The organism is Leptospira chreensis, from assembly GCF_016919165.1.
GTDB classification, from domain to species: Bacteria; Spirochaetota; Leptospiria; order Leptospirales; family Leptospiraceae; genus Leptospira_A; species Leptospira_A chreensis.
Map to the genome: position 1 here is coordinate 1 of NZ_JAFFPS010000057.1, position 19865 is coordinate 19865.

A 19865-nucleotide genomic window follows, 5' to 3' on the forward strand; every position below is an offset into this window, starting at 1 on the left:
AGGAAACCAATTACCTTTCGTTAGGATTGTTGTCACGCTACGTTGTATATTGTAAAAGTTGGTCAGAAATGACCAAAATCATTAACCATTGTTCACTACAAACCTCGCTTTTAAACAAGCGGGGTTTTTTTATGCGCAAGAGGGAAAGTGGGGAGAAGTTAGGAAGAGATTTCTAATGAGACATAATGTGGGGGTGAATCTACAAACCCCCGCCCGAGTTAGGGTGGAGGGGTGTGGCTCGTGGGCTTCACGAATTTCCTCTATAACACAACCTATCGTTTTTGAAAAGAACCTTGATCGCTTCGGAAATTTTATTCTAAATCTTTTCACCTTTGCACCATATTGCACGGTGATGACGCAATGCAGAGCATAGGCGCTAGTTTAAAGGCGACTATACTTTATTTTAAATGGTGTTTTTCGTTCTATTATACTCCTGCTTGCATAAATTATTTTCTGATAGTTCTGTATTAATAAAAGTAAACGAAAATATTTCTATGATTCCATATTACACTTAGTAGTTTCCCACATTTGCGGAAATCCACTATTTCGAAATGGTTTGTGTCATGCGAAAATGCAATCATGAAACGAATAGTTTACCTTGTATTCAGTTTTCTCCTATTGACGATTCAATGTGCGAATGTTCAAACGAGATCAGAAGATCGATTTTACAATCTTTATTACCAGGTTGCAATAGGTAATACGGAAAGAGTCAGACAACTAATAAATTTAGGATACGATATTAATAGTCCTGAAGACACATTCGAAAGACTAACACCTCTTATGATAGCTTCTAAAGAAGGTCACACTGAAATTGTATCACTATTAGTTTCCGTGAAAGTCGAATTAAATGCAAAAACCAGAAACGGACATACTGCCCTAATGATGGCATCTTATAATCGTTATCCGAGAATAGTTAAGATATTACTCGATGCAGGAGCAAATCCTAATTTAGTCACGAATGAGGGTCACACTGCCTTGTCTGAAATTCTCTTTTCCGAAAGGGAAGAGATTGTTAGGTTGTTAATGGAGAAAGGTGCTAAATGAAGATTCTCCATTTCTCTCCGAGTTTATTCATTTCATGTTTATTTTTGTTGTTGTTTGTTAGATGTTCCAATACATTTTCCAATCATTCGATCGATAGTTGTAGGCAAAAGTGTGTTTCTGACCAATCACTTTGTTATATTATCACTATGCAAAGTTCCTCTACAAATACCAATCAAGTGAATCTTACCTGTCCTGTCCTTTATATGGGTTGTTACTCCAGTTGTGATTCGAAATATCATTCTTCCTCATCCCGCGCTACTACCTCCAATCGGTCAGGTAGTCGTTCTGGAGGTGGTGGTCATTCCTCGTCGGGAGGAGGAGGAGGGCATTGAGAAATTTGATCCCATCTTTTGAATTGGCACATCAAACAATTTCAGGAAAGTTTTTTTCTGAACAAATTTGATTCCGCCCTCTTTTTTTAGCTTCGTATAATAGATTGTCTGCTTTTTTTATTACTGAATCGGCCGTTGTTTCTTTTGAATTCATGATGGCAACTCCGGCACTTACTGAACATTTAATTTCTGTTTGGTTAACAGATAATCGTATCAATGAAATTAAATTTCTGATTTTTTCTGCTACTATTTCAGCCCCATCTAAATTTGTATCTGGAAGAAGAACGATAAATTCTTCTCCTCCCCACCTAGCTGAGAAATCTTGCTTTCGAAGTGAAGTTTTTAAAATAGACGAAAATTCCTGTAAAACAAGGTCTCCGATATCATGTCCATAATTATCATTGATGCTCTTAAAATGGTCCAAATCAAATAGTATAAAAGAAATTGGATAAGTCCCATTGCTCCTTTGTTTACGAGCAATTTCAACTTCCAAATTAGAAAGAAAGGATCGACGATTTGATAATCCTGTGAGTGGATCGGTCATAGCTATCGCTAATAGTTTTTCGTTAACGTCCGTTAGAGAAAAGAATAACTTCGAGACAATCTGATTTACTATAAATGAGCTGCCACCAAGCAAAATAGAAGAAATTAATATACTTAATAGAGTCGGTTTAATTGGAGGCATTAATATATTGATTAAAGGTAATACTTCGTAATAGACTAAAAATCCCATGGAGCTAAACAGAAGAGTCGCTAGAAACGCATTATATATTCCATAATTGCGGTCGAGAGACATACTGCTAAGAGCAATGGAGCCTAAGTATCCCAAAATAAAAAACGAAGTAATGTGTCCGGTTCCGTATGCAAGAACAGTCAGCCAAATCAAATCGAAACTTGCTGGAACATATCCGCTCCACCAATGATTCTTTTCAACTAAGATTTCAATTTCAATGAGTGCAAACCATAGAACTGAAAATAGAAGATGAATGGAACCTATAATTACAATCCACGGTAAATGAAAATAGTAAAAGACTAAGACCATAATTAAAGTATAAACACAACGAGCCAAATTCGCAGTTTGGAACTTTTCGGATCGTGAGATTGATTTTGTGCTTATATTTTGGTTCGAACTTGTTGTATTTTTTGAATTTTTCACCAAACTGTTAATTCCTTAAATAAACTTATTTATTCAATATGTTTCATAAATTGAATCGTTGTAAATCAGAATCAGTTAATAAAAAAATGAATTAAACTTAGGATAGGATCTTAAAGGTAAAGTCAAGGTAAATTTGATTAGTAATTCTGGTCTTCTTTGTTATCTATAAATTCTGATTTTCTGGAAAATAATATATTCGTTTTGAGTTATGTAAATTGTTCACAAAAGTTAAATCTGAATTTATAATCGAGTCAGATTTATTTATTCTGATTCCTCCTCTCCTTTTATTTCTTCCTCTTCTTTGATAGCGCAGTTCATAAATGGAGTTAATTCTTCTTCGGTAATCTGTTCTTCAGCCAATCGTTCCAGTTCATCTAAAATATCCGCTCGCCTAATTTCACAATAATACAGGGAGCCTTTTTTAGATGTGAGATCAAAATACACTGCTTCTTGGTCCTCGCCAAAACTAGAACGACCCATTCTTGGATTCCCTTGGCATTCTGTATCGGAAATCATACATTCTAGTAAGTGAAAGTCCATTCCCCGAAATCTAATTTTGGTACTAAAATCCTTTTCAAAGGCAGAAAAATGATAAGGTTTGGAAATTTCTTGTATTCCAATATTGTAATAACGAATGTCATACGGATCATTGCTGAGCGAACTTCGATTCACCCATCCAACAGTATGATTGTATTCTATTTTTACGAAACCATTTTGCTCTGACAACGGGTTTGTATTTTCTTTTACAGCGAAGAGGGTATTTTTTGGGACAATTCCGACTAGGGGTGAATTAGGATCTGCTTCTTTTGATAAAATTATAGTCTGCAATCCAAGGGTCCGTAAACTCTTGGAAATATCTAAGTCGAATCGACTAATTAATATTTCCTTACCCTTCCAAAAACCTTTGTAATAATAAACATTTTTTGAAATCTCAACTTCTAAAAAATTTCCGGCTTTGTCTTTGAGGAGGGTGATTTGGTCCAAAGGCGCTGGGCCATCATTATCAATAATTTCCTTTTGCCAATTGCGAGCGTAGATGGCAATCGCTTCAGAACTTATATATGTGATTATACAAGAATAGTTTTTGGGACAGGTTGTCGTAACCTTTTTCTTCGGCTGATCTGATCCGTAAGCGAATGAAAAAAATAAAAAGAAAATAAGGAATTTTGCGTGTGATTTCATTCTAAACATTTCTGACTAGTTTCCCTTTATGATTCAATCCATAGCCCAATTCATAGAAAATAACTCTGTTCCCATGCCATTCATTCGGTAAAATTGTTCCCTAGTATTTTTATAATAAAAGAGGTGATCGTTATTTCGTTTTCGAATCTAAATGGCATAGGTGACAATCGTTTCTAAAGAAATCCGTTACTATTGTAATTTTAAGAACAAATTGTTGATTACATTCTTTCCAATTTCATGATTTACATCCCGTTTATCATTGAATAGATAAATGAATAGCGGGATGATTCCAAAAATGTATTTTTACTTTGAGTGAACGTAAATGATTTTGTTTGTTTTCCTGAATGATATACATCAATATCCCAAACTTGATTCCGTTCTGCTATCCCAGGAAGTAAGCCGAATGTGATTCCCATAAAGAAGGAACTCATTCCTGTGATCCAACCATTTTGGTAGGTGTTACCAGGGAAAACATAGATGTCCAGATGTGTTGTTTCTTTTTTATCGCCGGCATTTATTTTTGTAACTTTATCAAAGAGATTCGTGTTTTTTAAATTAGTTTCAACGATGGTTTCAAACAATGCTTTATCGTCTAAATCACTAGTGTTGATAGTAAAAGACAATGGGCCTGTTTTGGGAGTCAACTTTTCATTTAATCGATTTGGTAATTCCTTACCCATATAGGAGTAACAACCCACAAATAGGTAAGTGATACTGACTAGCGATAGTATTGTTTTTAGCATTTTCATATCCTCTTTTTTGATTCAAGTTTTGTTTTGTGTTTAGGCCAAGTCATGTCAGATTTTGAACGGAATCATTGTGCGCCAGTGATTCCTTCGTAGTAAAAGCAAACTCGCGAGAGGGATAGTAAGGGCGCGTTAGCGGTCGCAAACGGCGACCGAAGCCCTGGATAGCCCGACCCCAAGGAAGAGAAAAGATCATTCCTAGTTAAAAAACAAAGGAGATGGAGAACGGTTGTTTGGGGACTCGCCCAAAAACCCGATTGTATACAAGGAGAAACTCGTGAATCGGATAACGAAGGACATTCGAGTTGATTAGGGCCAGGAAAAATCTGTGCGACGAAGTTCGACACCATTCCATAGTAAGATCTTACCGTCTTCTTTGATCGTAAAAGTGTAAGTAACCCCCGTGGCATTGCGGATAGTCACCGTGCCGGCTGAGACCGTATAGGTGCCGATGTTTTTTAGGTCAGAGCCAGGTAAAATATAAGTCACTTTTTCCGGCGCGAAATCGATTCGTCCCGCTTGCACCGCACCTATGATTCTCGGTTTCTGCGCGCTTTCTTTCGGTTTACCTTCATAACTTTTTCCCGCGAGATCAAGCGATGTGCAATGTGTGCAGAAAAAACCGACAATGGTAAGTAAAAAAATCCGGATAGCCATATCGTATGTATCAGAGTTATTTTTTGTTTATCGTCAAGAATCTTTTTTACTTTGTAAACCCCTGATAAACCAAATCCATTTTACTTTAGGCTTTACTTCTTCTATTGATTATAAAAAATTTTACGAAATGCAAATCGCTTCATTTGCTGTCTGAGAAAAGTGGGAATTACTATGAAAAACGTTGCCATCATATTTGTGGTTTGCCTGATCATACAAGGCACCGCCATTTTTGCAAGCCAGGGCGGTAAACGCATGAGCTTCGCCAAACCGCCCGCGCAACCCACAGTCGTCGCTCGCTCCGTCGAAGTGAAAGGCACCCGCTGGAAAAACGGTAAGACGATACGGATCCTCTTTCTCGGTGGCACGAATGCCGAACGCCAAGCTGTGCGCCGCTTTGCCGTCGAATGGACGCGTTATGCGAATCTGAGTTTTGAATTCTTTGACTCTGCCCCGCAACTCCGGGGACAAAAATCCGACATCCGTATTGATTTTGTGCCCGGTGACGGCGCCAATTCGGCAATCGGTAACGAGGCAGAATATTTCGAGCAAGATGAACGTACGATGAATCTCGAATGGATCGATAAATCTACCATATTACACGAGTTTGGTCATGCTCTGGGTTTAGACCACGAACACCAGAATCCATCCAACAAAACAGCATGGAACCGAAAGGCAATTTTTGCCGAACTGTCAGAGCAAGGATGGACGATGGAAATGGTCGACGATTTTGTGATCAAGCCGCATGACCGCAATCTCGTCAATTTCAGCCAATACGATCCCTTATCAATTATGGTTTACTCGTATCCCGCTTCATGGACGTTAGATGGTTCATCGGTAGAAGCGAATGAGGAACTTTCCGAAATGGATAAGATGAATATCGCAAAAATGTATCCGGGTAAAGTTTCTTTGACTGAAGAAAATATAACTCCTGTCATTCCGGTTGCCCAATCTCAAACAATATCGGGAGTTTCTGAAATCAATTGCCAAAACGTAGCGAATACGCCGGAGAAAGTGTCTGGCGCAAGTTCGTTCAGTGTTGAAAATAATACGAAAGAAATTCTTACATTATATTGGTTTAGCGCGGGTAAAAAAACCAAGTATGCAACGATTCGTCCTAACGCTAGGTATGAACAAGAAACCTATGTAGGCCATCTTTGGGTCATTGATTCTAATTCCCAGTGCAAACTGGCCTTCACCACCACCTCAAAATCGAAAGGTAAGGTTGTGCTTGGTAAACCGAATTGATTCGTTTGTCCGTTTGCTTTCCTGGCACCGATATTCCAGAGACAAATCTCTTCCTCAAAACCCTTTTATTGAAAATAGAGGGAAGAACTTTCTTTTTTTGGAACCAAATGAGAACTGACTGGGACATTTGAGTGTATGAATGACAAATCTTATATTGAGCTTTTTCAACGGGCAAAGTCGGGTGATTTGCGCGCTTGGACCGTTTTACAAAATCGATTTTCCCGTTTTGCTATCAAATTTGCATCCAAGATTATCAATGACGAAGATCTTTCGCAGGATATAGTTCAGGAATCTTTCTGGGACCTCTATCGCAATCTGGAAAAAATCACAACTCCTGCTGCCTTTCCTACTTTATTGAAAAGAAATCTGATCAAATACGGAGACCGCATTCTCAGAAAAAAGGAAAACCAAAATTTAGTCTTCGTGGATCCAAATCAAATCGATCAAAATGCAAAAGAATCAGATTCCTCTTATTTAGAAAAAGAATGTTTCGATACTATTTTAAAAAATGTAAATCAATTGGATCCAGCAGATCAAAAGTTAATCGAACTATACTATTACAAAAATTATTCCTTATCCGAAATTTCGATCTCCGAAGGAAAAACTTTATCTTTTATTAAAAAGAGGCATATCTATCTAAAGAAAATTCTTAAGAGCAGAATCGGTGAAACCTTTCGACCAGAAGCTTGTGCCACATATCTGATGGCAGCATAGGAGGATCTTTTGGAAGCAACTCAAGTTTATTCTAATGGGCAAATTGAAAACGTATATTTAGAACAACGAAAGGTTTTTCTCTGGGGGGAAGTTAATGATAACTCCGCCAGATATCTAATTGATCGATTTTTGTATCTTGAAGCATTAGATCCGACAAGACCTATTACTTTATATATTCATTCTCCCGGTGGTTCCACTTATGCAGGTTTGGCGATTCTCGATGTAATGAAGAGCCTACATAATCCTGTTTATACTATTTGTTTAGGGATGGCCATGTCCTTTGGTGCGGTTCTTTTGCTTTCCGGTGCAAAGGGAAATCGTTTTGCATACCCTCACAGTAAAGTATTGATCCACCAACCACATGTTATGGGCGAATTTAAGGGACCGGCAGAAGACATCCGAATTTTTGCCGAATCCGTTCGGAGGGAAAAAGATTTGTTAAACGAAATTATGGCAAAGGCAACGGAGCAACCACTAGAGAGGGTTATGGAAGACACGGAGCGAGATACTTGGTTTTCCGCGACCGAAGCTCTGGAATATGGGATCATTGATAAGATCATAGGGGATTGATCTTGTGGAGTAAGAGACATAATGTTGTGGCGAATCTACAAACCCCCGCCCGAGTTAGGGTGGAGGGGAGTGGCTCGTGGGAAGTGCGTTCTTCCCCTATATCCTAACTTCCTAATATTCGCAATCTATTCCCAAAATATCGAATTTTTATACCAAAAGTTTTCACCTTTTGGTATCTTTTAATCGCTACCTTCTACAAAGAAAATCATCATCCAGGAATTGTTTTTTTTAGAAAATCCAACGCGGTAATCCATTGGACTGCGTAAATACTGTTCGCAGATGTAACCAATTTGCCCGTCGGAGATACAAACCTTTTTAAAGTTACATGGTTCTTTTGGGTCTTGTTTTGAGTTTTCATCATATTCATTTTTAACAAATTCCCAGCTAAGTTGTGTTAGGATTGCTCCTTTTTTTGAAGGTTTGTTTCTAACATTGACTGTGTTTCCTATGATGAGCGAAGAGTTATATGAATCAACGGATTCCGGTGTTTGGTTAAATAAAAAAGGAGCCGACCAGATATTGTCTTTGAATGTAAATCCAAGATTTATGGTTTGGGAGAGCCGGTCCCAGAATTCTGGATTTTTCGGTTTCTTATCTAGTTTCCAGTATTTTAGAAATTTTGTTTTGCCCATCCCGTCTTCAGAAAATGCAAAAGAAATTTGCGGATCAATTATGGATTCTATGAATTTTACATTTTTTTCTTGGATGGCTTTTTCTAACTTTTGTTTGAAAGAGAAAAAATCTTTATCTTCTCGTGATGAGTCAGTCGGTTTTAAAAGTACTGGGTCGAAAGGTTCACAAGGCAGGAGTTGTTGGGAATAAAACGATGTGATTATAATGAATGTAACTACGATTTGGTGTTTCATTTAGTTTCTTATTTGATCCTTCGGTAATTTTGTTCATCATTGTCGAAGAATCGTAGAGAAAACAACTAAATTTTGAAGTTTTGGGATAGGGATTCTGAATTTTTGAAGACCACCTCCGCGAGATTGTATTAGATTCCTATAAAGTTCTTTATATCAATCCATCCAACTTTGCTTCTTTCAAAATTGAGTTCACTTGGTGTTGCATAATTTTCTTCAACTCCGGTGATTCTTGAAAAAAGGGCCATAGTGGGAGGAAAATCCAACCCATGTATATCTTGACTTCTGATTCTCTTGAATAAGATTTTGCTTTGCCTGTTTCATTGTTTCTAAAGGTAACTTCGGTTGCTATTTTATCATAACCAATACCTGGTATGATTCCAAAGGTTATGCCACTAATCACTGGCCCATACCCTGTATCCGCCTTCCTAGAATAAAATACCAATGCATAAATTTCGTCTTCTTTATCGCCTAGTTTCACAGATTTAAAATATCCAGATTCTTCAAATGCTAGTTTGATTCGTTTTGCGTCAGAAACTACGATTTCTGGATGGGCAATGAATGAGGGTGGATAAATCGTAATGGATTTCGAAGTTGGGCTTTGTTTTAAACTTTTCATAAAAGCCTCATCGACTTCGGGCAATTTGTTCGCAAATGTGATGCAGTTTGTGAATAATGTAAGAATAATAAAATAAAAAATAATTCTAAAGTAATGTTGCATCAGCAAAATCTAATGAATTACCACCTAATGACAAGTTATTTTTTGTTGACACTGTTGAATAAATCTTCTCATATAAGAAAATGTTTCCCGTTAAATCGATTGTTTTTAGAATTGTTTGTATTTTTTTTGTATTGCTCGGTTTGTCTTGTAAATCTACCACAGAACGTTTGTTTGATCCAAGGGATGCAAAGGAAGAGGGCAAAAAAACATTAGTCGGTTTTCTTCTTTTTGATGAAACGGAAAGAAAAGATATCCTGATTGCGAGTAGTTTTACCTATCTTCAATCATTGGATGGAGAAAATATCGAAATTTTCGAAATCGAAGAGATTGATGAAACCAAAGAAATATTTAAAGGTCAGTCCACGAAGAGTCCTTTTTATTATTATGAAGAAGAAGAAAAATCTTATGTTTCTTACTCACACTCATCAAAAAAATCAATGTTCAACCCTAATGTGTTAAACGGTGATAAAGAATATTTGGTTAGGGAACTCAAGTGGGTAAGGAGTTGCGGTGACAAATGTAGAATGAATATGAATTCTCGTTTAAATCCTTTCAAAAGCCATAAAACACTTAAAATTAAAGGTGCACCTGGAGAAATAGTTTTTTTAGGGATATTTACAATAAAAACAAAAGTAATTCCTTCTTCTACTTCCTTATTTTCAAGCTCAGCAAACTTTACCATTGAATTCAATCAAATCCTTGATAACTCAGAGTTTTACCAGAGACGGATAGATCCAGACCAAGAAAAACAGATATTTGATTTGAAATTTGGAAAAAACCAGCGGTCTGCGGAAATAAGATTTTTACAATCCATAGTGGAAATGCAAAAAACCGGTTTTTGGCATGCGAAAGCGAAACAAAAATTACAATCTCTCGAAAAATGAAGTGAACCAAATTTACTTTTTATTCTAGAAAATGAGTCTAAATTCGAATTCATTTTCTGGAGAGAAGTATTTGAAATATTTACCTTTTTATCTTTTATTATTTTTTACATTTTCCTTCGTTCAATGCAAAGCGTTCGGAAAGGATCCGCACGGAACACACCTTGAGAAAATAAAAAAATCCACTCACTTTGATGAAACCAGAGAGCAGTTCGTAAACCGCAGGCCCGATGTCATAGAAAAGATGAGGGAAGGACAAAACTACTTTTCCTTATTTTTTAAATTCTTCTTTGGTGGGGATAAAAACCAAAAGCCGGATGTTAAATTGCCGGAAGAAAAACCTGATTTTGAAGAGTTTTTAAAACCGGATGGAAGTATTAAATTCATATGGTTTGGACATTCGACTTTTCTCGTAAACATTGAAGGCAAAGTATTATTTTTTGATCCTGTGTTTTCTGAATCGGCGGCTCCTTTTAGTTTTATGGTCAAACGATTTCAAGATGCTGTCGTGAAATTGGAAGAATTACCAAAGATTGATTTTATCATCATATCCCATGATCATTATGATCATCTCGATATGCAGACAATCGAATTTTTTAAAACTAAAAATACAAAATTTTTAACTCCTCTTGGAGTCACTTCGCACATGAAAGAATGGGGGATTCCTGAAGATCGCCTAATGGAACTAGATTGGTGGGAAAGTATCGACTTAGGGAAAGTAAAAATTGTTTGTACCCCCGCTCAACATTTTTCTGGTAGGAGTGGTACGAATGGGAATAAAACACTTTGGTCTTCTTGGACAGTGATTGGAGAAAAAGAAAGATTCTATTTTAGCGGAGATTCTGGATACGATGTCCACTTTAAAGACATTGGGGATCAGTATGGTCCTTTTGATTTAACATTTATTGAAAATGGGCAATACAATTCTATGTGGGAAGCTGTGCATGTTTTACCCGAACAGACTGCAAAGGCTCATATGGATTTGAAAGGTAAAAGACTTGTGCCAGTCCATTGGGGAATGTTTAATCTTGCCTTACATAGTTGGTATGAACCAGCGGAAGCACTCGAGAAACAAGCAGAGATTTATAAAATTGATCTCCTCACTCCCAAGTTTGGACAACTCGTCAAAATTCGGGAGCCCAATCTAATGGAGAGATGGTGGAAAAAGCTAATAGGATCAGAATGATTCCAATTTAAACAATGTTTTACGAACCAATAATATAAGGATTTTGATTTTTCTAGACCATTCGTAGCAAAATTTTAGACAAATCAATCATGAAAGTGGCTGGGGAAGCTTGAAAACCCAGTCGTTGATTTTGTTACTAATCTTCGTTAAATGCAAAAATGCGGTTTGACAGTCCATTAGTAAATTCGAATCATAAGGATTAAAATTTACTATGGTGTCCCAAAAATGAGAAAAATCTATGGTTCCGTTCTTTTTTCCAGTTTGCTTATTTTTTCCGCAATCGGTTGTACTCCCGAAAAGGAAAATAATGATTCCCTTTCCTTACTTTTACTTGGTGGCTTAGCTTCGTCGGCCAACAGTACGTCGAGTTTAGGATGCCAAAATAAAACACTCAATTGGACAATTCAAACTCCGGCGGAAACAAACACATGGTCCGCAGTCACATACGGCGACAAATTTGTTGCGATTGCTACCAATGGAACTACTCCATCCATGTCTTCTCCCGATGGAATCACTTGGACAGGACATACTACTTCAACAGTAGGTTCATTTGTTTCCATATCTTATGGAAATGGTATTTATGTTACAACTTCTCCCTCTGCGACTGTTAAGGTAATGTCCTCTCCAGATGGCGCCACTTGGACAGATCGTAATTCTGCAAATAATAACCAATGGAGGGGAGTAACCTACGGAAATGGTCAATTCGTAGCTGTGGCCGGAAATGGAACCAATCAAGTGATGACTTCTCCCGATGGAATCACTTGGACAGGACGAACCGGGGTGGAAACTAATACTTGGATTTCAATTGCATATGGAGCCGGTAAATTTGCGGCTGTAGCTTTTGGTGGTACCAATCGGATTATGACTTCTCCTGACGGGATTACTTGGACAGCACAAACGGCACCTGTAGGTAATACTTGGATTTCCGTAACTTATGGAAATGGTCAATTCGTAGCTGTAGCTAGTGGGGCTGTTTCGAACCAGCTGATGACTTCACCTGATGGAATTACATGGACGGCACAAACAGCAACGGAAGCTAACACATGGAGTTCGATAACTTATGGAAATGGACTTTTTGTTGCAGTATCGTCAAATGGAACCAATCGGATAATGACATCACAAGACGGAATCAATTGGAAAGCTCAGGTAACTCCTGAACAAAAATCTTGGAGCGCCATTACATTTGGAAACAATCGTTTTGTGGCAGTTTCTAGTGATGCTGGAACTTCTAAGGTAATGACTGCTAGTTGCGATTGAATTCGTAATTTTCCGTCGGGGTCCAATATAAAAGTTTAATCTAACAAAAGTTTATAACTAAAATCCAATGTCCGAATAGTCTGGGTTGGATTTTAGTTTTTATACATTCGATCTTATTTTCAAAAAAGCATCATCTGTAATTGAAAAGACCGGTAGATATCTCACTGGGATTTAAAAAAAATACATTAACTAATTGGTGGTCTTTGAATTCAATACCCAAAGAAGATCTATTCCATTCGTCCATCCTGTGGAAATTTATGATATGGAATGATCCTTTAGAAAAATCAGATTTAATTTTTGTTTTGTGTAGTCATGACATTCGAGTGGCAAGTTATGCCGCCAAACTTTGGAAAGGAGGTTTTGCCAGTAGGATTTTGTTTTCCGGTGGGGTTAACTTTTTTACAAAAGATATTTTCCCATCTTCGGAAGCAAAATCTTTTGCAGAAAAGGCCATTGCAGAAGGTGTTGATCCTAAATGCATTTTAGTAGAAGATAAATCGACGAATACGGGAGAAAACATCCTGTATTCTAAACTTCTGTTAGCTGATTTGGAATTGATTCCAAAAAAGGTCATCGTGATCCAAAAACCTTCCATGACTTTAAGGGTAAAGTTAGCATTGCAAAGACAATGGCCGGAACTCATACCGATTCTCGCATCCCCTGATTATCCGTTTTTAGACGCTCCTCACAAATTCCTCTCATTGGAGTTATTCATTCATGAACTCGTTGGTGATTTTCAAAGGTTATTTGAATATCCCAAGAAAGGATTTCAAGACTCTGTAGAAATTCCAGAGGAAGTGATGGCATCTTATGATTTTCTAATGATGAGAGGGTATAGATTGCATTTGATTAAAAGATAGGTAGCTGAGTGAGGGGGAATAGGTAAGGGATAGAGATTCGAGGATTGGATTCTTTTGGATGAATTTTGTTTGGGGGAGTTGTGGGTGGTGTCTGTTGGGAAAAGGTAACTCGCTTACTTTCGTAAGTTGCTCGATTTAGAAATTTGTGGAAAAAAGCCATTCAGTGTGGAGTGTAAGTCCCTGTAAAAGGTAAGTCACTTACCTTTTTCCATTAGTTTCGATCTACACTTTCTTTCCTTTGCGCATTGATTTCTATCGAAAGTAAATTACCAAAGTGAGGGCCTTTCCAAAGTAATTTGATCACAAAATAAAATGATTTCCCCAATCAATGAAGACCAATGGTGAATCTAGGCGAATCGAAAATATTGCAAGGTCACGAATTGAGAAAAATTTCACTCTCTTTTATACAATGAAACTGTTAGTAATTCCTGGACGATTTTTTTGTTATTCAAATCGAATGATAATATTGGGATCACCGGAAATGAGTTTTACATAGTATCCGTTTTTTGAGGGTGGTGGGTTAGGGCGGTTGTCAGAAATAAAATCGGAATTCCATAAATTAAATTTTAATTCAGTAGCGATTGCCGTGATGGGAGTTCGGTCCTATGTATAGGATGGTGATGTAAGACAGTTTGAGCTAGTGATCCAGGATACTTCCGTATTTGTCGCTTTTTGTATAAAAAAGGAATGGTGGGATACTGAAGAAGGACTAGTAGTGACTCCTTCTTGTGAAAATCGAAACCATTTCTGTTCGTCTAACTTTAATTCTAACTTGTATGATTCTCCCTTTTTTAATACCAAAGAAGGGTATTGGCAGGAGTTTGAATAATAATCATTCGCAAAATTGATAACAAATAATTGGACTAAAGGATCTGGTTTCACTCCGAGTTCCTTTTCTCCGCAAGAGCTTAGGAATAAAAATAGAATCAAGATAGGTGTAGAAAAGAAAGTTGAAGTGATATCAATTAAAAAGTGATTTTTTGTATTTTTCATCAGTTTTGTCGGATGGTTACTGTTGTTTGGTTCTCGGAAGTTAATTCTAAATGATAACGGTTGCGCTCTGGAAATTGTAAAGAGTCATATTCTATTTTAAATTTTACTTCTGTAGGTGTTTCTGTATAGGGAGTCATTCCCGCACTAGGTGGTGATGAAAAGTTTTTACAAGATCTCCAAGCCTTTAATAGAATCGAAGTTGAACTATCCTTTGTGACGGTGAGAAAATAATCTCTCGATTCCTCCTGTGGTTTCACATTCCCTCTCGGTGAAAATTGAAACCAAGATGTATTTCCCTTTTGTAATGAGATAGGATAGTCAACTCCCTTTTCGACTGTAAACTCAGCCGCTGGACAATTATCGATCATTCCAGGCAAAACACCCATGTAAAAAGTAATCAAAACATTATCTCGGTATATCCGTTCAGATTCTTTATCATCACATTTGGGGATGACGACGAGAAGCAAAACACCAAGACAGATCCTGTTGAAAATTTTAATTGTATTTTGTATTAATTCAAATTTTAGAATATGCTTTCTATTCTTTTGCACAAACAGTATCTAAATGACTATTTTTTGTTTGTCACTCACAAAACCGCTGTTTGTTTTAAAAAAGCCAAACAGTTTTTGTATTTTGGCTTAAACAATGTTCAGAGAAAAATCATAATGTTTATGGCATACGCTTATAAATTCCACGTTCTATTTTGATGGAATACCTAGCCAAAAAATCCGGCATCACAAAACCTTGCTTTTGGCATTCGGAAAACACCAAAGTCTTTGCATTGTCTAAACTTCCTTGGTCTTTCCAGATAGCAATGGTTACAAACTGGATTCTTCCGTTTTCCTCCCGGATGTATGTTTCATCACCCAAAAATCCGTCTATGGTTTTGATCAAGTCACGGTTGATTTTCACTCGTTCTAAAAAGGGTTCTTTGGATTCTTTGGGGAAATCGAATCGATCGATAAGAATTTGGTTCATTGTTTCCTCTTATGTTTTTGGGGTTTCGGTAACCCGGTTATACAATAGGATACAGTAATCTAATGATAAAAAATTGTAAAAAATCAGAAAAGGAAATTGGATCACCAGTTTTGTGGGTGTTGGAAAAACTCCTTGGGCGACTGACCAGTATAAAGTTTGAATTCTTTGTTTAGGTGGGACTGGTCAAAGTATCCTGCTAAGTAAGCCAGATCGGTTAGATTTTTTTCCCGGGAATGGGATCTTATGACCGACTGAATTCTTAAGAGACTTGCGTAATGTTTGATTGTAGTTCCAATCGAGGTTTTAAATTTTTTTTCTAATGAATCTAGGCTAATGGGAAGACCCTGTGTTAGATCTTTGATCTTTATATTCCCTTTATGGCTTTGGATTTTGAATAAAGTTTGTTTGATGATCGGATCTATGATTCGATCTTTTCGATTCTGAAGTAAAAAAGTCTCGATTAAAGAAATTCGCCCTTCCTCTGATTTGCAAACAAATAGTTGTTCTTCGATTTTTCGAACTAAGGATGTCGGGATTAAATCTTCTAAACTAACGGTTTTCCCATAGAACTCAGAAATTGGTTCTTTGAAAAATGCATAAGCGCCGATTTCCGTAAGGATGACAAGTAGGGCCGAAGAATTTCGGGAGTAGATGATCTTCCTTGGTGACTTTCTAAATCCAGCAATGCCAGCGCGAGGTAAGTCATAGAGTGTATTTGTTTCTTCGGATCGTAAGTTTCCGCTCAGTTGGAAAGATAAAACAAGATTTGAATTCGGAAGGATTCGGTTCTCGATTCCTCCTTCCGATTCTATGATTAGATATTTTTGAACGTAAGGTTCTAAAGTTTTACATGGAAGAAAACTATAAACTTCCATGCTCATAAACGGTAATTATGAATCTCACTACTCATGTTTTTGCGGTTTTACAGATATAAAAATTGGATGTTCCGATATATTTTTATCGCTGTATTCTAAGAAGGAAGGAATTCCTAATTTGGAGTCCATCGAAAAATATAGTGCAATTCCATTATATTGGCGAGTTTCTTTTGGCTGTAATGATAGTTTGGGACTCAAATTTTGCATTTCACCATTGGGACCTGGAATGGATTCAATGGGAGAAATATTTGTGTTCTCAACTTTTAAGATAAAACTTTTAGAATCTAAAGTTACGATTTTGTCTGTTTTGTTTGCAAAGTGAATGATTGTTTTGCAAATTTTTTTACCTTTTGCTGAGTTGATTGTTTGTCTATAAGCAAATAACAATGATCCTCCGCATTCAATTTCCCTAACTAATTTCAATCGGAAGGGTAAGTTGAGTTTGTCGATTTTTGTTGAGTAAGAGCTAACAGCAATTTTTTTCTCTTTTATTTCTTCCAATCCTGAATGGAGAGAATATTTAATAATGTTCTGTAGGAAAACGCTTTCATTGGATTCAGTGTATCCAAAGGGAAATAAAAACCAACTCCTCCATTCCGACAAAACTGGAGATTCAATTTTGGTAAGTGTTGTTTGTTGGCCATTTGAGTCGTGAATAATGGGTGTCACATGTATCTCAAAATTTGGTTTTAGCGGTAAAATTCCTAATGTAAGCACCCCGAATATATTCATAACGATTGGAACTGATGACTGTCGGTAGCTATATTGTAATTCTAATACATTCTTTCTTTCTACACCAAAATGTTCTTGATTGTAGTCGAAACCATCTTTGTCTCCAAAATTGTCGATTAGGACAAATTGTTCGTTCGATTTATTTTCTTCAATGATTTCATTTTGTATCAAAGTGAGAATTATTTCTTGTTTCGGTCGATATATAACTTTTGGATCTAATTCCTTCTTAGTGATTAAGATTCCTAATTTATCCAATGAAGATGTGTTTTGTTTTATCGGCAATGGATCTGGGATCGCTATGAAAGCACAGCCAACGCTTGTGAACAAAATTAAAGTGATAACTTTTAAAGTGTGAGAAAACGAATGTTTTGTGGGAAATTGTTTATAGACTTTCATTGAAGAGGAAAACCACCAGAAGTATTGGCAAATGGTTCCCTTTAACCAATGGATTGTCAAGAGACAATTTTGAGAACCCCTCTGGTAAAAACATAGATTTCTCTTCGATTTTTTTGTAAATTTCTTTCGTTTGACAATTTATAGAGCAATGAGAACTCTCTTTTCCAGAAGAGATCTCTCCCCTTGAAGCCCCATGAAACGTTAGCCCTGATTTGGTTTGGTCTTTGTACCCATCTTCTTTTCCTTTCTTGTAAGTTACCAGGTTTAGAAAACGGATGTGACCCAGGCTCAGAATCTTTTCAGGATTTTTACCTCGCGCGAATTCTCGTCGATGATGATCGAGAGTTTTGCGGATCTGTTGCCCCCAATCGTTCTATTTGCGATATGGATCCACTCTCCATCATCCAACCCCGACGTTGGAAATATGTATCTGAGGAAATGAAAAAACAAGCCGCGCTCGGATCTACCAGTGTTAGCTTTACTACCTTTACTCCACCTTATACAGGTACGGCGAAGTGGCTTGGAGGTGTTCTTGCCGATAACGGAAAAATTTATTCCATTCCATTTAACCGTTCTGACTTTCTAGTTTTGGATCCAAATACAAATGAAACTTCCGTTGTTTCCACTGGAATCAGTGGAGCAGCACAATGGGAAGGTGGAGTATTGGCACCAAATGGAAAAATATACGCCATCCCGAGAGACTCCGATAAAATTTTAGTCATCAAACCAGAAACAAACGAAAGTTATACTTTGCAATCTCCGGAATCAGGAGTTGGAAAGTGGCGTGGAGGAGTGCTTGCGCCAAATGGTTTGATTTATGGAATTCCTTTGAGTTCTAGTAAAATCCTAGTGATTGATCCCAAAACAGACACTACCCGAACCATTGATTCTCCTTTGGTAGAACCCAATATGTGGGAAGGGGGCGTTCTTGCCCCGAATGGAAAAATCTATGCATTCCCGGTCATTAGTAATTATATTTTTGTCTTAGATCCTTATTCGGAACGAAGTTATCTACTCCCGAATCCCAAGGCATTCACTGGCACCAATAAATGGAGACATGGAGTTTTGGCACCTAACGGGAAAATTTTTGCCATGGCATCTGACGACTCAGATTTTTTGATCATCGATCCTATGAATGATTCTATGAGTTTATGGCCTTCGCCTAGCGGTGGGACAAGTAAATGGAGAGGTGGGATGTTGGCTGCCGATGGAAAAATTTACACAATCCCTGCAGATATCACCGATTTCATTGCGATTGACCCGATGACTCTTACGTCCACCACCTATAACTCAGGTATTTCTGGAGGAAATAAGTGGGGTGATGCAGTATTGGCACCTAACGGAAAGATATACTCTATTCCACATACAGATGATCGAGTACTTGTCATCGATCCACGAACGAATGGTAAACTATGTGCTAATCTATTGCGCAGTAGTTATTGGAATTTATACTAATATAATAGAATTTGAATCTTTCTAAAATTCAATTGACATAACTCATGAAAACACATACAAAATAACGATGCGATGGAAAGCGTCAGAGTTCTGGAAAAATGCATCTCCCACGGAACTATTAGACTTTTTCCAATCCATCGAACAGGGAGCAGATCTAAAATCTTTAGCCGATCATATGTTGGCGGAAGATGAATTTTGTGATTTGGTTTTTGAATATCTATGGCTTCTTCGTTCCGAGGAAGGTTCCAGACGTTTTTTGAATGATAACAACCTAACGCCAGAACTTTTGATGAAGTTTATCTATTTTGGATACGGAAAACAATTTTTATCGGGTAACTTTGATTCCAATTCCTATTTTTTACAAGTTAGGACCTTATTTAATTCGGCACAAAGTTTGCGAATTTTATCTCTAGCTGAGGAAATGGACAGAGATCCCACTTTAAAGATTCATCTTTTGTCCAATTTGGATCCTCAAACTTGGGAAGCTTATTTTGATATATTAGAAGAAAAGAATATGACGATGCAGACTTTGCTGGGAATATTTTCCAATCTTCGTGAAAATGAAATTCGTAAAATTTTGCTCAATAGTCATACACTCTATTATTATTTGCGAATGATGATGGTATCTGGAATTAAAAAGTCCGGCGAACAAACGCCAAAAGAAATGGAAAACAGAATTCGATTGGAATCCATATTGGAATCCATTCGAGTTTGGGAAACATTCTGTCAGAATTTGGGAGAACGATTTGATTTTAAGTCAGAGGCAGAACTTTCTCCAAACAAACGAGACCCAGATCGTCTATCGCTCGTATTACGAGAGTTAACCAAAATACCCACTTTAGACCGAGGGGATGTTTTGGTGTATATGAAAGCCAATGGTGCCGTTTTCGATGTTTGGGAAGAAACAACCATTATTTCAGCACTTGGCAATTATGATCGGGTCGGAAAGTATTTTTAAAGACTTTTGTCGGATAAAAAAATCTTCAAATTTAAGACACATCATCTAGATTCTTTTGTGACTA

Annotated in this window: 21 protein-coding genes; 10 read left to right on the plus strand and 11 right to left on the minus strand. The window is 37.1% G+C overall.

Annotated features, from left to right (window positions below; translation table 11 throughout):
• Nucleotides 1–579 precede the first annotated feature (579 nt).
• Nucleotides 580–1044, plus strand: coding sequence for an ankyrin repeat domain-containing protein (locus tag JWG41_RS15070; RefSeq protein WP_205270758.1), 465 nt, complete (start codon nt 580–582; stop codon nt 1042–1044).
• A gap of 363 nt (nt 1045–1407) precedes the next feature.
• Here the strand turns inward: JWG41_RS15070 and JWG41_RS21240 are convergent, their stop codons facing one another.
• The 4 genes from JWG41_RS21240 to JWG41_RS15090 form a co-directional block, all read right to left on the minus strand.
• Nucleotides 1408–2532: a GGDEF domain-containing protein gene (locus JWG41_RS21240; protein ID WP_332461302.1), complete on the minus strand. Its 1125-nt coding sequence runs from the start codon at nt 2530–2532 to the stop codon at nt 1408–1410.
• Between the two features lie 261 nt (nt 2533–2793).
• Nucleotides 2794–3714 carry an SH3 domain-containing protein gene (locus JWG41_RS15080; protein ID WP_205270759.1) on the minus strand — a complete coding sequence of 307 codons (921 nt, stop codon included), beginning with the start codon at nt 3712–3714 and terminating at the stop codon, nt 2794–2796.
• 242 nt (nt 3715–3956) lie between these two features.
• Entirely contained in the window at nt 3957–4457 is a 501-nt protein-coding gene (locus JWG41_RS15085; protein ID WP_205270760.1) for a hypothetical protein, read from the minus strand.
• Between the two features lie 312 nt (nt 4458–4769).
• Nucleotides 4770–5117 carry a hypothetical protein gene (locus JWG41_RS15090; protein ID WP_205270761.1) on the minus strand — a complete coding sequence of 116 codons (348 nt, stop codon included), beginning with the start codon at nt 5115–5117 and terminating at the stop codon, nt 4770–4772.
• A 171-nt stretch (nt 5118–5288) separates the two neighbouring features.
• Between JWG41_RS15090 and JWG41_RS15095 the strand changes: the two genes are divergently transcribed.
• The 3 genes from JWG41_RS15095 (at nt 5289) to JWG41_RS15105 (ending at nt 7646) form a co-directional block, all read left to right on the plus strand.
• A complete protein-coding gene (locus JWG41_RS15095) occupies nt 5289–6362 on the plus strand; it encodes a M12 family metallopeptidase (protein ID WP_205270762.1) in 1074 nt (357 codons plus the stop codon).
• Nucleotides 6363–6497: 135 nt separating this feature from the next.
• Nucleotides 6498–7076: an RNA polymerase sigma factor gene (locus JWG41_RS15100; RefSeq protein ID WP_205270763.1), complete on the plus strand. Its 579-nt coding sequence runs from the start codon at nt 6498–6500 to the stop codon at nt 7074–7076.
• Nucleotides 7077–7085: 9 nt separating this feature from the next.
• Complete coding sequence (locus JWG41_RS15105) at nt 7086–7646, plus strand: ClpP family protease (RefSeq protein WP_205270764.1); 561 nt, start codon at nt 7086–7088, stop codon at nt 7644–7646.
• Between the two features lie 179 nt (nt 7647–7825).
• On the opposite strand, the gene JWG41_RS15110 is transcribed toward JWG41_RS15105, so the two are convergent.
• Both JWG41_RS15110 and JWG41_RS15115 read right to left on the minus strand, forming a co-directional pair.
• Nucleotides 7826–8512 carry an SH3 domain-containing protein gene (locus tag JWG41_RS15110; protein ID WP_205270765.1) on the minus strand — a complete coding sequence of 229 codons (687 nt, stop codon included), beginning with the start codon at nt 8510–8512 and terminating at the stop codon, nt 7826–7828.
• Nucleotides 8513–8660: 148 nt separating this feature from the next.
• Complete coding sequence (locus JWG41_RS15115; RefSeq protein ID WP_205270766.1) at nt 8661–9128, minus strand: hypothetical protein; 468 nt, start codon at nt 9126–9128, stop codon at nt 8661–8663.
• 269 nt (nt 9129–9397) lie between these two features.
• Here JWG41_RS15115 and JWG41_RS15120 point away from each other — a divergent pair, with 269 nt between their 5' ends.
• The 4 genes from JWG41_RS15120 to JWG41_RS15135 all read left to right on the plus strand — a co-directional run bounded on the left by JWG41_RS15120 (nt 9398) and on the right by JWG41_RS15135 (nt 13414).
• The gene (locus JWG41_RS15120) at nt 9398–10114 is read left to right on the plus strand and encodes a hypothetical protein (RefSeq protein ID WP_205270767.1); all 717 of its coding nucleotides are present in this window, start codon (nt 9398–9400) and stop codon (nt 10112–10114) included.
• Nucleotides 10115–10184: 70 nt separating this feature from the next.
• Entirely contained in the window at nt 10185–11297 is a 1113-nt protein-coding gene (locus JWG41_RS15125; protein WP_205270865.1) for an MBL fold metallo-hydrolase, read from the plus strand.
• Between the two features lie 225 nt (nt 11298–11522).
• Nucleotides 11523–12554, plus strand: coding sequence for a beta propeller repeat protein (locus JWG41_RS15130; RefSeq protein WP_205270768.1), 1032 nt, complete (start codon nt 11523–11525; stop codon nt 12552–12554).
• A gap of 257 nt (nt 12555–12811) precedes the next feature.
• Complete coding sequence (locus JWG41_RS15135) at nt 12812–13414, plus strand: YdcF family protein (RefSeq protein ID WP_205270769.1); 603 nt, start codon at nt 12812–12814, stop codon at nt 13412–13414.
• 603 nt (nt 13415–14017) lie between these two features.
• On the opposite strand, the gene JWG41_RS15140 is transcribed toward JWG41_RS15135, so the two are convergent.
• The 5 genes from JWG41_RS15140 to JWG41_RS15160 form a co-directional block, all read right to left on the minus strand.
• Nucleotides 14018–14407 carry a hypothetical protein gene (locus JWG41_RS15140; RefSeq protein ID WP_205270770.1) on the minus strand — a complete coding sequence of 130 codons (390 nt, stop codon included), beginning with the start codon at nt 14405–14407 and terminating at the stop codon, nt 14018–14020.
• Nucleotides 14407–14808, minus strand: coding sequence for a hypothetical protein (locus tag JWG41_RS15145; RefSeq protein ID WP_205270771.1), 402 nt, complete (start codon nt 14806–14808; stop codon nt 14407–14409). The genes JWG41_RS15140 and JWG41_RS15145 overlap by 1 nt, the downstream gene beginning before the upstream one ends.
• 268 nt (nt 14809–15076) lie before the next feature.
• Nucleotides 15077–15385 (minus strand): antibiotic biosynthesis monooxygenase family protein, encoded by a 309-nt coding sequence (locus JWG41_RS15150; protein ID WP_205270772.1) that lies wholly within the window; start codon nt 15383–15385, stop codon nt 15077–15079.
• 101 nt (nt 15386–15486) lie between these two features.
• Nucleotides 15487–16266: a helix-turn-helix domain-containing protein gene (locus JWG41_RS15155; protein ID WP_232374036.1), complete on the minus strand. Its 780-nt coding sequence runs from the start codon at nt 16264–16266 to the stop codon at nt 15487–15489.
• A gap of 21 nt (nt 16267–16287) precedes the next feature.
• Nucleotides 16288–17388: a hypothetical protein gene (locus tag JWG41_RS15160; RefSeq protein ID WP_205270773.1), complete on the minus strand. Its 1101-nt coding sequence runs from the start codon at nt 17386–17388 to the stop codon at nt 16288–16290.
• Between the two features lie 183 nt (nt 17389–17571).
• Here JWG41_RS15160 and JWG41_RS15165 point away from each other — a divergent pair, with 183 nt between their 5' ends.
• Both JWG41_RS15165 and JWG41_RS15170 read left to right on the plus strand, forming a co-directional pair.
• Nucleotides 17572–18843 (plus strand): Kelch repeat-containing protein, encoded by a 1272-nt coding sequence (locus JWG41_RS15165; RefSeq protein WP_232374037.1) that lies wholly within the window; start codon nt 17572–17574, stop codon nt 18841–18843.
• A 67-nt stretch (nt 18844–18910) separates the two neighbouring features.
• Nucleotides 18911–19801, plus strand: a complete 891-nt coding sequence (locus JWG41_RS15170; RefSeq protein WP_205270774.1) for an LBF_1199 family protein — start codon at nt 18911–18913, stop codon at nt 19799–19801.
• Nucleotides 19802–19865: the final 64 nt, after the last annotated feature.

Bases quoted from the DNA above. Each gene is read 5' to 3' on its own strand.
- JWG41_RS15100 (WP_205270763.1), top strand. From the start codon at position 6,498: ATGAATGACAAATCTTATATTGAGCTTTTTCAACGGGCAAAGTCGGGT.
- JWG41_RS15110 (WP_205270765.1), bottom strand. From the start codon at position 8,512: ATGAAACACCAAATCGTAGTTACATTCATTATAATCACATCGTTTTAT.
- JWG41_RS15160 (WP_205270773.1), bottom strand. From the start codon at position 17,388: ATGAAAGTCTATAAACAATTTCCCACAAAACATTCGTTTTCTCACACT.
- JWG41_RS15095 (WP_205270762.1), top strand. From the start codon at position 5,289: ATGAAAAACGTTGCCATCATATTTGTGGTTTGCCTGATCATACAAGGC.
- JWG41_RS15130 (WP_205270768.1), top strand. From the start codon at position 11,523: ATGAGAAAAATCTATGGTTCCGTTCTTTTTTCCAGTTTGCTTATTTTT.
- JWG41_RS15170 (WP_205270774.1), top strand. From the start codon at position 18,911: ATGCGATGGAAAGCGTCAGAGTTCTGGAAAAATGCATCTCCCACGGAA.
- JWG41_RS15085 (WP_205270760.1), bottom strand. From the start codon at position 4,457: ATGCTAAAAACAATACTATCGCTAGTCAGTATCACTTACCTATTTGTG.
- JWG41_RS15070 (WP_205270758.1), top strand. From the start codon at position 580: ATGAAACGAATAGTTTACCTTGTATTCAGTTTTCTCCTATTGACGATT.
- JWG41_RS15140 (WP_205270770.1), bottom strand. From the start codon at position 14,407: ATGAAAAATACAAAAAATCACTTTTTAATTGATATCACTTCAACTTTC.
- JWG41_RS15080 (WP_205270759.1), bottom strand. From the start codon at position 3,714: ATGAAATCACACGCAAAATTCCTTATTTTCTTTTTATTTTTTTCATTC.
- JWG41_RS15135 (WP_205270769.1), top strand. From the start codon at position 12,812: ATGATATGGAATGATCCTTTAGAAAAATCAGATTTAATTTTTGTTTTG.
- JWG41_RS15090 (WP_205270761.1), bottom strand. From the start codon at position 5,117: ATGGCTATCCGGATTTTTTTACTTACCATTGTCGGTTTTTTCTGCACA.
- JWG41_RS15150 (WP_205270772.1), bottom strand. From the start codon at position 15,385: ATGAACCAAATTCTTATCGATCGATTCGATTTCCCCAAAGAATCCAAA.
- JWG41_RS15115 (WP_205270766.1), bottom strand. From the start codon at position 9,128: ATGAAAAGTTTAAAACAAAGCCCAACTTCGAAATCCATTACGATTTAT.
- JWG41_RS15155 (WP_232374036.1), bottom strand. From the start codon at position 16,266: ATGAGCATGGAAGTTTATAGTTTTCTTCCATGTAAAACTTTAGAACCT.